This is a genomic window from Stenotrophomonas sp. 24(2023) (assembly GCF_030913365.1).
GTDB lineage: Bacteria > Pseudomonadota > Gammaproteobacteria > Xanthomonadales > Xanthomonadaceae > Stenotrophomonas.
The window spans coordinates 810,244-822,291 of the sequence record NZ_CP133160.1 but is presented as its reverse complement, the minus strand read 5'-3'; the positions used below and the strand labels follow the sequence as shown (position 1 = coordinate 822,291).

Below are 12,048 nucleotides of genomic sequence, written 5' to 3'. Positions count from 1 at the left end.
GCATTACTTGGTGCGGCGCACCTTGGCCTGGGTGTTGACCCCTTCCACCTTCAGGTACCAGGCCCCCAGCACGCCGGGACTGATGGCGACCTTGGGAGACGTCTTGCGGATGCCGGCCAGGGTGGTGGCATCGGTCTGTTCCCATTCCTGGCCGTTGTCCAGCACATAGGTGCGGCCCTTGCCGAAGCCGCGGAAGTCTCCCGTCAGCACGGCGTTGATCGGCTCCTTGCTGCCGAAATCGAAGAAGCCGCGGTTCTTGACGATGACTTCCTGGCGGCCTTCCTCGCGGGCCTTTTCCCGGACCTCGGCCACGGCCTCGGTGGTGGCCTTCTCGACCGTGCCCTGCAGCCAGCGGTTGAGCGTGGCCAGTTCGCCGGCATTGAGCTTGTCCAGACCGGCCGCCTTGAATTCGGCAGGACTCATCTGCGTCTGCAGGTCGCCGGCCACGACGCGTTGGGCCAGCGCGGGCAACGAGACAGAACACAGGGCGAGGGCGAGGCTGAGCGGGCGCAGCAGGCGCAGGTTCATGGTGGTTCTCCTGGAAGTTGCCCGAGTGTAGAGCAGCGTACGCACGGCGGCACGCCGTTCACCAGGCCGGCCCGCCGCGCCGGTGAACGGGGGCGCGTACCGGCGATTGTTCCTGAACGGGTGGGGCGTTACCGTAGAGGCCTCTGCCTTTGATGTCCGATGCTGTGAACCGCGCGTCTGCCCCCGGCCTGGAAGCCTTGTTGAACCGTCCTTCGGCGGCGGTGCTGTCCGCACCGTTGCGCGAAGCCGTGCTGCAGCTGTGGAACGCCGAGGGCACGCCGCACGGCATGCGCGGCAGCAGCTGGCCGGTGCTGGCCGATACGCTGGACGCGCTGGCCCTGCTCTCGGCCGACGAGGGCGTGGTGCTGGCCGCTCTGCTGTTCGACCTGCCGGGCTTGCGGGGCGGGCTGGAGGCACTGCCGCTGGGGCGCCAGCATGCGGCGGTGGCCGGCCTGCTCGATGGCCAGGACGCGGCCGACCAGGTATGGGCGCTGCACGCCGGCCGTGAGGCCGGGCGCAACAGCGAAGGCCTGCGGCGGTTGCTGCTGGCCATCATCCATGACCTGCGCGTGGTGCCGATCCTGCTGGCCCGCCAGCTGGCGCGCATGCGCGGTGCCGACCGGCTCGATGACGAGCAGCGCCGTGCGCTGGCCCAGCTGACCCGGGACATCCATGCGCCGCTGGCCAACCGGCTGGGCATCTGGCAGCTGAAATGGGAACTGGAAGACCTGGCATTCCGCCACCTGGAGCCGGACACCTACCGCCGCATCGCCCGTGAGGTGGACGAAACCCGCCTGGCGCGCGAACGCTATGTGCAGAACGTCAAGAAGCAGCTGTCGCGGGAACTGGCGGCGCAGGGCATCCAGGCCGAGGTCAGCGGGCGGCCGAAGCACATCTACAGCATCTGGCGGAAGATGCAGAAGAAGCGGCTGGCCTTCGACCAGCTGTACGACATCCGTGCGGTGCGGGTGATGGTGGACGACGTGGCCGCCTGCTACGCCGCGCTGGGGGTCGTGCATGCGCTGTGGGCGCCGGTGCCGAGCGAGTTCGATGACTACATCGCCCGCCCCAAGGCCAATGACTACCGGTCGTTGCATACGGCGGTGGTCGGGCCGGAAGGCCGCACCATCGAAGTGCAGATCCGTACCCACGACATGCACGCGCAGGCCGAACTGGGCGTGGCCGCGCACTGGAAGTACAAGGAAGGTGGCAAGGGCGCGGAGAAATCCTTCGACCGCAAGATCACCTGGATGCGCCAGCTGCTGGAGCAGGCGCAGGACGGGCAGGGCAACGAACTGGCCGGTGCGCTCGATGCCGAGCTGACCGAGGACCGTGTCTATGCCCTGAGCCCGAAGGACGAGGTGATGGACCTGCCGCAGGGGGCCACGCCGCTGGATTTCGCCTACCACGTACACACGATGGTGGGGCACCGTTGCCGGGGCGCCAAGGTCAATGGCCGCATCGTGCCGCTGACCTATCGGCTGCGCAGCGGTGACCGCGTGGAGATCCTGACCGGCAAGGAAGCCGATCCGCGCCGTGACTGGCTGATGCCTGCGCTGGGGTTCCTGGCCAGCAACCGTTCGCGTGAGAAGGTGCGCAGCTGGTTCCACAAGCTGGACCGCGCGCGCAACGTGCAGGCCGGGCGCGAGCTGCTCGAGCGCGAATTGAAGCGGCTGGGCCTGCAGCATGCCGACCTGGCACCGGCGGCGAAGAAGTTCCATGCCGAAAGCGTGGATGACCTTTACATCCAGGTGGCGCTGGGCGATACCGGGCCCAACCAGGTCAGCCGCCAGCTGCTGGAGGCCGAACGTGCGGCCCACCAGCCGCCGCCGGCACCGGCCCTGCCACGTGCCACCGCCCGCCGCGATGGCCTGAACAAGAGCAAGTTCACCGTGCAGGGCGTGGGCAACCTGCTGGTGCAGCTGGCGCGCTGCTGCCAGCCGGTGGCGGGCGAACCCATCGTCGGCTACCTCACCCGCAGCCGCGGTGTCACCGTGCACCGCGCCGACTGCGCCGCGCTGGCGCGCCTGTCGGCGACCAGCCCGCAGCGCATCCTGCCGGTGGAATGGGGCCAGGCCGGTGGCGGGTACGAGGTGGACGTGGTGGTCAACGCCGTTGACCGCCGCTGGCTGCTCAAGGACATCACCAACCTGATCGCGCAGGAAGACGCCTACGTGCTGGACATCCACAGCGACAACGTGCGCAACAGCGGCCGGGCGCACCTGCGCCTGCGGCTGAAGGTCAGCGATTACGGCCAGCTGTCGACCCTGCTGGGCAAGCTGGATGCGTTGCCGGGGGTCAGCGAGGCGCGTCGTCTCGGCTGACTTTCACGCCGCCGCCGCTATCGTGCCCGCATGCACCCTGAGCCTGACCATGATCCGCACGCCAGCGCGCATGCCGCGCTGGTGCGCGTGCGCCGCGAAGGGCGCTGGTGGTGGCTGCAGGCACGCCATGCCCGGCGGATCTGGCGCTGGGCGCTGCTGGCCGCAGCGCTGGTGTTCGTCGGCCTGGTGCTCCTGCGCAAGCCGCTGGCCGATTGGTTCTGGGATGAACCGCAGGTCGAACAGCTGCTTGCCGAAGCCGACCGCGCGCTGGCCGATGGCCATCTGAGCGAGGCCGATGGCAGTGGCGCGCGTGAGCGCTACCAGGCGGTACTGGCACTGGATGGCGACCGGCAGCAGGCCCGCGAAGGCCTGGCCCGCACCGCCGATGCAGCGCTGCAGCAGGCCCGCGAACGCCTGCAGGCCGGGGATCTGGACGGCTGCGCGCAGGCGTTGTCGCTGGCCCGCGAACTGCAGGTGCCACAGGCCCAGGCCGATGCCGTGGCGCGTGCGCTGCGCGAGCGGCGCGCGGCCGGTGCCGGCATCGATGCTGTGCTGCTGCAAGCCCGGCAGGCGCTGCAGGCCGGGCGGCTCGATGAGGGCCCGGACAGTGCGTTGCCGCTGTTCCAGCGGATCCTGGCCCTGCAGCCGGACCACCTGGGCGCACTGGAAGGGCGCGAAGATGCCTTGAGCGACCTGCTGCAGCGCGCACGCCATGAGGCCGACGAAGGGGCACTGGTGACGGCCGCGGCCAAGCTGCAGCGCGCGCGGCAGTTCGATGCTGGCCATGCCGACCTGCCGGCCAGCCAGGAACAGCTGGCACGCGCGCTGGAACGGCGCCAGCAGCAGGGGCTGCGTGAACTGCGCCGGCAGCAGCTGGACCTGGCAGCTGCCAGTTTCCAGGCGGTGCTGGCCGTCAGCGCCGACGACCCCGGTGCGCTGCGTGGCCGCGAGCGCGTGGTGCAGGCGCTGCTGGCGCGCGCGCAGCATGCCGGTGACGATTTCCAGTTTGCCGCCGCCGACCGCGACATCGCCCAGGCCGGCCTGCTGGGGGCGTCGGCCAGCGCACTGCAGCAGGCCACCCAGCGCCTGTCGAAGGCGCGGCAGGCACAACAGGCCCTGGAGCAGCCCACGGCCTCCGGGGCACAGCGCGAACGCCAGCTGCAGCGGCTGCTGCAGCGCATCGCCCGGGCCGAGCAGGCCGGGCACTGGATCAGCCCGCCCGGACAGAGTGCGTTCGATGCCCTGCGCGAGGCGCAGGCGCTTGCCCCCCGAGACCGCAGGGTCAGGCAGGCGGCCGCCCGGCTGTTGCCGGCCGGGCGCAGCTGTTTCGAGGACAACCTGCGGCAGAACCGCGTGCAGGGCGCGGGGGCCTGCCTGCAGGCATGGCAGACGCTGGCGCCGACCGATGGTGGTCTGGAGGCGGCGCGGCGGCGGCTGGCCGAACGCTGGCTGGCCATCGGCAGTGAGCGCCTGGGGCGCGGCGATGTCACCTTCGCCAAGGAGGCGCTGCTGCAGGCCGGGCAGCTGGGGGCAGGCCCTGGCAGCAGTGACTTCCAGCAGCTGCAGCAGCGCCTGCGCGATATCGGCGCAATGCCGTAAAACCGGCCTGCCCGCTATAGTAGCGGCCCCCAAGGTGCTGATCGTGCTGGAGTTGCATGTCCGTCCTCGTTACCGGTTCCACCAGCCAGATCGGTCGGTTCCTGCTGCCGCGTCTGGTGCGCGCCGGGGAACAGGTGGATGCGCTCAGCCGCCGGCCGCAACCGGTGCAGCCGGGCGTGCGGTGGATCGAGGGCGGCATGGCCGCGTTGCCGCCGCCAGTGGCAGGCCAGTGGAGCGCGATTGCCAGCTTCAGCCCGCTGGAGGCCTGGGTCGCCTGGCTGTCGCAGCAATCGGTCGCGCCCGCCGCGAAGATCATCGCCACCAGTTCGATGAGCGTGCTGACCAAGCAGGCTTCGGCTCAGGCCGATGAGCAGGATGTGGTGGCCATGCTGCAGCGGGGTGAGCAGGGCCTGATCGCCCAGGCGCAGCGGCTGGGCATGCAATGGGTGCTGCTGCGCCCGACCCTGATCTACGGTGCCGGCATCGATCGCAGCCTGAGCCCGATCGTCGCCCGCGCGCGCCGCCTGCGCGTGTTCCCGTTGCCGGTGGCTGGCGGGCAGCGTCAGCCGGTACATGCCGATGACATCGCCCTGGCGGTGCTGCGTGCCGTGCAGTCGCCGGCTGCCGATGGCCAGGTACTGGAAATCGGTGGCGGCGAGCGCCTGCGTTATGACCAGATGTTCGCGCGCGTGCACGCCAGCCTGGTGCCGCGGCCGATGGGCGTGGTGGTGCCGGGGCTGGCGTTGCGCGTGCTCTCCTCGCTGGTGCCCAGGGCCCGTGGTCCGGTCTCGCGGCTGGAGCAGGACCTGGTCGCCGATAACGGCCCGCTGCAGTCCCTGCTGGGCGTACAACCACGGCCCTTCCGTCCGGAGAACGCGACCTGGCAGCCGATGACGCCCGAGCAGGCGCAGCAACGCATCCAGGCCGCCTCCGGCCCGGTGCCCGCAGCATGAGCGCCAGCGCCCCCAGCGTCGGTGTCGCGCTGTGTACCTACAACGGTGCGGCCTACCTGCAGGTGCAGCTGGACAGCATCCTGGCCCAGAGCGTACGGGTGGATGAAGTGGTGGTCGGCGACGATGGTTCCTCCGACCAGACCCTGGAGCTTCTGGCCGCGTTTGCGGCACGGGCCGGCGCGCAGGGCATCCGGGTCGAGGTGGTGCAGCACCCGCGCAACCTCGGCTATGTGCTCAATTTCGCCGATGCGCTGCAACGCTGCCGCGCCGACATCATCTTCCTGTGCGACCAGGACGACGCCTGGCACCCCGGCCGGGTGCAGGCCTACCTGCAACGCTTCCAGGCCGACCCGTCGCTGTTGATGCTGCACAGCGATGCCCGGCTGGTCGATGCCCAGGGCCGCACGCTGGGCAGCAACCTGCTGGATGTGCTGGTGGTGCATCCGGCCGAAGTCGCGCTGGAGCGCTCCGGCCTGGCGATCGATGCCATCCTGCTGCGCAACTTCATCACCGGTGCGACCTGCGCGCTGCGCCGCCCCCTGCTGGACGATGGCCTGCCGATCGCCCCGTGCTGGAGCCATGATGAGTGGCTGGCGGTGATCGCCTCGCTGCGCGGGGGGCTGGACATGCTGGGACAGCCGACCATCGATTACCGGCAGCATGGGCGGAACCAGATCGGTGCGAGCCGGCGCAGCATCCTGCAGCGGCTGCGGGACCTGGACCTGTTCAACGCCGCGCGCCGCCAGCGCACCGCTGAGCGCCTGCAGGGCCTGGTGGCACTGCTGCAGCGGCGCGGGGTGGTCATCGCACCGCACCGCTGGCAGGGCCTGTCCGCGCTGGCCTGGCGCATGGCGTGGTCGCGCCTGCAGCTGTACCGGCGGCCGGACGTGGGCTGGCGCTGGATCGCCCACGATGCCCCGCGGTTGCTGGCCCGGCTGGCCAACTGCAGCCTGGCCGGCGCCCGCGGGAACGGGCTGCTGGCCGCGCTTGCCGGTGCAGTGGCGGGCTGGCGCGGTACCCGCGCAGCTTGAACTGCAGTGAAACCCCCGGGCGCGGCCTGCCTGCCGCCACAGCGGCTGCGTTAGACTCGGCGGGACTTTACCTTTCACCATGCCCGTGCCCCGACGCTACGATTCCGACGACATCGACGATTTCGACGACGACCTGGAGGGCGATGGCCCGGACTGGCGCCGACGGCTGATCACCTGGGGCATGGCGGCGTTCGCGCTGGGGTTGGGCTTCCTGATCCCGTACACGCTGTACCTGAACCAGCAGGTCACCCAGCGCTTCGGTGAACTGCGCTGGCAGATTCCCACCCGTGTCTATGCGCGCCCGCTGGTGCTGCAGCCGGGGGCGGCGATGGATGCGGCCACGCTGAAGACCGAACTGGCCGCCTCGGCCTACCGTGACGATGGCGAAGGCAAGGATCCGGCGACCTATGCGGTGCAGGGCGGGCGCTTCACCATTTCCAGCCGTGGCTACAACGATGTCGATGGCCGGGTGGCCCCGCGCCGCGTCGAGCTGACACTGGCCGGTGGCCAGATCGCGTCGCTGCGTGACGTGGGCACGCGCAAGGCGATCAAGTCCGCGCGCATGGACCCGGCCCGCATCGCCACGCTGTATGGCCAGAAGCAGGAGGAGCGGCGCCTGATCCGCATGGACGAGGCACCGGACCTGCTGGTCACCGGCCTGCAGGCGGTGGAGGACAAGGATTTCAACCGCCACCATGGCATCGACCTGTCCGGCATCGCGCGCGCGGTGTGGGTCACCCTGCGCTCGGGGGGGCAGAGCCGGCAGGGCGCGTCCACGCTGACCCAGCAGCTGGCCCGCAGTGGCCTGCTGGGCATCGGCAAGGAACAGACGATCACCCGCAAGTTCAACGAAGTGCTGTACGCGCTGATCATGGAAGCGCGCTATGACAAGCGCACCATCTTCGAGGCGTACCTCAACCAGGTGTACCTGGGGCAGCGTGGCAGCCAGGCGATCCACGGCATGTCCTCCGGTGCCGAATTCTGGTTCGGCCGTGACCTGTCCTCGCTGGACACCGAGCACATCGCGCTGCTGATCGGCCTGGTCAAGGGGCCGTCCTTCTACGACCCGCGGCGCAACCCCGAACGCGCCACCGACCGTCGCAACTTCGTGCTGGGCAAGCTGCGCGAAGCCAACCTGATCGACGATGCCGAGTACCAGCGCGCGCTGAAGGCGCCGCTGGGCGTGCCCAAGACGCCGGGACTGGTGGCCGCCAACCGTTTCCCGGCCTATATCGACCTGGTGCGTCGCCAGCTGGGCCACGACTATCCCGAAGCGGCGCTGCAGGGCGCGGGGCTGAGCGTGATGAGCGGCATGTCGCCCTCGGCGCAGGCCTATGCCGAAGGGTCGGTGACCAAGACCCTGAGCGCGCTGGAGAACAAGCGGCGGCCGCCGCTGCAGGCCGGCATGGTGCTGACCGACGTGCACAACGGTGACGTGCTGGCAGTGGTCGGCGGCGGCAATGTGTCCGAGCCGGGCTTCAACCGTGCCATCGAAGCGCAGCGCCCGGTCGGTTCGCTGCTCAAGCCGTTCGTCTACCTGCTCGCACTGGCCCAGCCCGACCGGTGGTCGCTGTCGAGCTGGGTCGATGATTCCCCGGTGACGGTGCAGCTGGGCCGTGGCCGCAACTGGAGCCCGGGCAACGCGGACAACCGCAGCCATGGCACCGTGCGCCTGATCGACGCGCTGGCCCACTCCTACAACCAGGCCACCGTGCGCGTGGGCATGCAGGTGGGCCCGGAACGGGTGACCCAGCTGATCCACGTGCTGGCCGGCATCAAGGCCGACCCGAACCCGGCGGTGATCCTGGGCTCCACCGACCAGAGCCCGTATGCGATGGCCCAGCTGTACCAGTTCCTGGCCTCCGGCGGCGAAATCCAGCCGCTGCACGCCGTGCGTGGTGTGCTCGATCCGGAAGGCAAGCTGCTCAAGCGCTATGACAAGACGCCCGCGCCGGCGCAGGAAGGCGATTCGATTGCCGCCAACCTGATCAGCATCGGCCTGCAGCAGGTGGTGGCCAGCGGCACCGCGCAGCGCCTGAATGCCGATGGCCTGGGGCGCCTGCAGCCGGCCGGCAAGACCGGCACCACCAACGATGGCCGCGACAGCTGGTATGCCGGCTACACCGGCGACCACCTGGCGGTGATCTGGATCGGCAACGACCAGAACGAACAGGCCGGTCTGTACGGTGCCACCGGTGCGATGCGTGTGTGGTCGGGCATCTTCCAGCGGCTGCCGAGCGCACCGCTGCGGGTGAACAACAAGGGCCTGGACTGGCAGCCGGTCGCCGCCGCCGGTACCAACAGCACCGACGAGGCCTGCCCGGGCGCCCGCCGCTTCCCGTTCGTGGTCGGCTATGCCCCGACATACGCACCGTGCGCGCCGCAGGCGCTGCCGGAAGAGCAGGGCACCGAAGGGGGCGGCTGGCGCAGCTGGTTCGGCCTGGACAAGAAACCCGAAACACCGGTCGAGGCCGCGCCCGCGGCACCGGCGGCGCAGACCGCTCCTTCCACACCCACGCGATGACCTGATGAAGATCCGTTCCCCCTTCAAGCCCCTGCTGGTGACCGGCCTGAGCCTGGCCCTGGCCGCCTGCGTCACGCCCACGCCGCCGGCTGCCAAGCCGGTGGTGGACACCACCTCGCCGGCCCAGCGCCTGGCCGCCGTGGATACCGTGGCGGGCCCGGACGACAAGGAACTGTCGGTGCAGCCGCTGCGTGACCCGGAAGTGGAAGACCTGCGGCAGGCCGCGCAGGCCCAGCGCAAGGCCGGTGATCTGGCCGGCGCGGCGGCCAGCCTGGAGCAGGCGCTGCAGATCGTGGCCGGTGACCCGGCGGTGCTGCAGGAACGCGCGGAAATCGCACTGCTGCAGGGCCAGTGGCAGGAAGCGGAGATCTTCGCGCGCAAGGCGATCGACCTGGGCTCGAAGACCGGGCCGCTGTGCCGCCGGCACTGGGCGACGATCGAGCAGTCGCGGCTGGCGCGCAACCAGAAGGAAAACGCGGTGTCCGCGCATGCGCAGCTGGAAGGCTGCACCGTGCCGGGAATCAAGCGGTACTGACGGGCCTGCCAACGGCGCAGCCCCTCGTGGCTGAGGGTCGGTAGGGCCACTGTCATCGTGGGTGGTCCGGCCTCTGACAGTTTCCGTGTGCCGTCAGCCACGGAAAAGAAATGAAGATCAAACGCGGGTCGCGCGTTGCGCGCACTCGCTGGGGGTCGGATCCGTTTTCCTGTGGAAAACGGATCCGACCCCTTTTTTCTCCGTTCAATCCACTGCTTCTGTTTGGCGTCTGCTTTGCCTGAACATTTCGGCAAAGGCTATCCGTCCAGGGTGAGGCGGGTGGGCCAGCCGGGACCGTCCACGACATGGATGTCGTGGACGAGCCCCCATGGATGGGTTTACGGCGTGTCCCGGTTGGCCCACCCGCCTCGCCCCATCCGACAGGCTTGCGACGCCATGAACTGTCGCTGTTGCCGTTGCCTGCGCTTGTGCCTCGGCCTCAACCGGGTGCCGGGCCGCGCCCGGCCGGGTATCCTTCCCGTCTGATGTCCGATCTTGTCCCCGCCAGCCGCGACGCCCTCAGCGAGGGTGGGGCGCTCGCCTCGCACCTGGATGCCTTCGTCCCGCGTCCAGCCCAGCTGCGCCTGACCGAGGCCATCGCCGCCACCCTGCAGCAGCGCGACCTGCTGCTGGCCGAGGCCGGCACCGGCACCGGCAAAACCTTCGCCTACCTGGTGCCGGTGCTGCTGTCCGGGCTGCGGACCATCATCTCCACCGGCACCCGCGCACTGCAGGACCAGCTCTACCACCGCGACCTGCCGCGCGTGCGCCGGGCGCTGGGCATCGGCAGCCGCAGCGCACTGCTGAAGGGGCGCAGCAACTACCTGTGCCGCTACCGCCTGCAGCAGGCGCGTGGCGAGCCGCGTTTTTCCAGTCCCGAGCAGGCCGGGCAGTTCCAGCGCATCGCGGCCTGGTCCGGGCGTACCGAGCACGGCGACATGGCCGAGCTGGATGGCCTGGCCGACGATTCGCCGCTGCTGCCGATGGTCACCTCCACGGTCGACAACTGCCTGGGCAGCGACTGCCCGTTCTGGGACGACTGCTTCGTGGTGCGCGCACGCCAGCGCGCGCAGGCGGCGGACATCGTGGTGGTCAACCATCACTTGCTGCTGGCCGACCTGGCGCTGAAGCAGGACGGGTTCGGTGAACTGCTGCCCGGGGCGCAGGCCTTCATCATCGACGAAGCGCACCAGTTGCCGGAACTGGCCGCGCAGTTCTTCGGCGAAGGCTTCGGCATGCGGCCCTGGCAGGAGCTGGGCCGCGACTGCCTGGCCGAGGCACGCAGTGTCGGCGGTGCGCAATCCGCCTTGCAGGCGCCGGTCGATGCTCTGCAGCAGGCCCTGTTGGCGTTGCGTACGGCAATGGAAGGATTGCCGCCGCGCGGCACGCAGTGGCGCGCGCTGTCGATGCCGCTGGTGCGCGATGGCTTCGATGCCGTGATGACCTGCCTGGTGGTGCTGGAAGCGGCGCTGCAGCCGCTGCGCGAGGCTGCCGCAGGCCTGGATGCCTGCCATGCCCGCGCGCGCGAAGCGATCGGCCGGCTGGGGCGTTGGCTGGGCGAGGATTCGCCGAGCCTGTCTTTCGATTTCGACGACGCCGTGCAGGAGGTCGCGGATGCGACCGTGCCGGCGGCTGGCGACGTGCTGTGGTACGAGCTGACCGCACGCGGTTTCCGCTGCCAGCGCACGCCGATGGACGTGTCCGCGCCGCTGCGCGAACACCGCGAACGTACCGGTGCGGCCTGGGTGTTCACCTCGGCCACGCTGACCGTGGATGGTGGCTTCGGTCATATCAGCGAACGGCTGGGCCTGGACGATCCGCAGACCCTGGTCCAGCCCAGCCCGTTCAATTGGCCCGAGCAGGCGCTGTGCTACCTGCCGGGCGACCTGCCGGACCCGGCGGCGCGCGGGTTCGGCACGGCCCTCATCCAGGCCTTGCTGCCGGTGCTGCAGGCATCGAACGGGCGTGCCTTCCTGCTGTTCGCCTCGCACCGCGCGCTGCGCGAGGCGGCCGAAGCACTGCGCGGTGCGCCGTGGCCCTTGTTCGTGCAGGGCGAAGCGCCACGCGCGACCCTGCTGCAGCGGTTCCGTGAATCGGGCAATGGCGTGCTGCTGGGGGCTGCCAGCTTCCGGGAGGGCGTGGATGTGGTCGGCGATGCGCTCAGCGTGGTGGTCATCGACAAGCTGCCATTCGCCGCACCGGATGATCCGGTGTTCGAAGCCCGCCTGGAGGCGATCCGCAGCCAGGGGGGCAACCCGTTCCGCGATGAGCAGCTGCCGCAGGCGGTGATCGCCCTCAAGCAGGGGGTGGGCCGGTTGATCCGCAGCGAGACCGACCGTGGCGTGCTGGTGCTGTGCGACCCGCGCCTGCTCAACCGCGGTTATGGCCGGGTGTTCCTGGATTCACTGCCGCCCTTCCGGCGTACCCGGCAACTGGCCGATGTGCAGGCCTTCTTTGCGCCACAATGGTCGCCCGTGGCCGACGCGGGTGATACCGCTGCCCCGGCGGCGGCCCCTTCAGCGCCCGGCACCACGCTCCCTTTGTTCTGACCTGA

At 70.1% G+C, this 12,048-nt stretch carries 8 protein-coding genes; 7 read left to right on the top strand and 1 reads right to left on the bottom strand.

Annotation, left to right across the window (positions count from 1 at the left end):
- Nucleotides 1–3: 3 nt before the first annotated feature.
- Nucleotides 4–528, bottom strand: a complete 525-nt coding sequence (locus tag Q9R17_RS03645; RefSeq protein ID WP_308157093.1) for a hypothetical protein — start codon at nt 526–528, stop codon at nt 4–6.
- Nucleotides 529–680: 152 nt separating this feature from the next.
- Between Q9R17_RS03645 and Q9R17_RS03640 the strand changes: the two genes are divergently transcribed.
- From Q9R17_RS03640 to Q9R17_RS03610, 7 genes are all read left to right on the top strand, one after another.
- Nucleotides 681–2,852, top strand: a complete 2,172-nt coding sequence (locus Q9R17_RS03640; RefSeq protein ID WP_308157092.1) for a bifunctional (p)ppGpp synthetase/guanosine-3',5'-bis(diphosphate) 3'-pyrophosphohydrolase — start codon at nt 681–683, stop codon at nt 2,850–2,852.
- Between the two features lie 30 nt (nt 2,853–2,882).
- The gene (locus Q9R17_RS03635) at nt 2,883–4,451 is read left to right on the top strand and encodes a hypothetical protein (protein WP_308157091.1); all 1,569 of its coding nucleotides are present in this window, start codon (nt 2,883–2,885) and stop codon (nt 4,449–4,451) included.
- A gap of 56 nt (nt 4,452–4,507) precedes the next feature.
- Nucleotides 4,508–5,404 (top strand): NAD-dependent epimerase/dehydratase family protein, encoded by an 897-nt coding sequence (locus Q9R17_RS03630; RefSeq protein WP_308157090.1) that lies wholly within the window; start codon nt 4,508–4,510, stop codon nt 5,402–5,404.
- Nucleotides 5,401–6,435, top strand: a complete 1,035-nt coding sequence (locus Q9R17_RS03625; protein ID WP_308157089.1) for a glycosyltransferase family 2 protein — start codon at nt 5,401–5,403, stop codon at nt 6,433–6,435. The genes Q9R17_RS03630 and Q9R17_RS03625 overlap by 4 nt, the downstream gene beginning before the upstream one ends.
- 85 nt (nt 6,436–6,520) lie before the next feature.
- Nucleotides 6,521–8,959: a penicillin-binding protein 1B gene (gene mrcB, locus Q9R17_RS03620; protein WP_308158266.1), complete on the top strand. Its 2,439-nt coding sequence runs from the start codon at nt 6,521–6,523 to the stop codon at nt 8,957–8,959.
- Between the two features lie 4 nt (nt 8,960–8,963).
- Nucleotides 8,964–9,494, top strand: a complete 531-nt coding sequence (locus Q9R17_RS03615) for a tetratricopeptide repeat protein (RefSeq protein WP_308157088.1) — start codon at nt 8,964–8,966, stop codon at nt 9,492–9,494.
- Nucleotides 9,495–9,979: 485 nt separating this feature from the next.
- A complete protein-coding gene (locus tag Q9R17_RS03610; protein WP_308157087.1) occupies nt 9,980–12,043 on the top strand; it encodes an ATP-dependent DNA helicase in 2,064 nt (687 codons plus the stop codon).
- Nucleotides 12,044–12,048 lie beyond the last annotated feature (5 nt).

Coding starts and splice junctions, on each gene's coding strand:
- Q9R17_RS03645 (WP_308157093.1), bottom strand. CDS start 528: ATGAACCTGCGCCTGCTGCGCCCGCTCAGCCTCGCCCTCGCCCTGTGT.
- Q9R17_RS03640 (WP_308157092.1), top strand. CDS start 681: ATGTCCGATGCTGTGAACCGCGCGTCTGCCCCCGGCCTGGAAGCCTTG.
- Q9R17_RS03635 (WP_308157091.1), top strand. CDS start 2,883: ATGCACCCTGAGCCTGACCATGATCCGCACGCCAGCGCGCATGCCGCG.
- Q9R17_RS03630 (WP_308157090.1), top strand. CDS start 4,508: ATGTCCGTCCTCGTTACCGGTTCCACCAGCCAGATCGGTCGGTTCCTG.
- Q9R17_RS03625 (WP_308157089.1), top strand. CDS start 5,401: ATGAGCGCCAGCGCCCCCAGCGTCGGTGTCGCGCTGTGTACCTACAAC.
- Q9R17_RS03615 (WP_308157088.1), top strand. CDS start 8,964: ATGAAGATCCGTTCCCCCTTCAAGCCCCTGCTGGTGACCGGCCTGAGC.
- Q9R17_RS03610 (WP_308157087.1), top strand. CDS start 9,980: ATGTCCGATCTTGTCCCCGCCAGCCGCGACGCCCTCAGCGAGGGTGGG.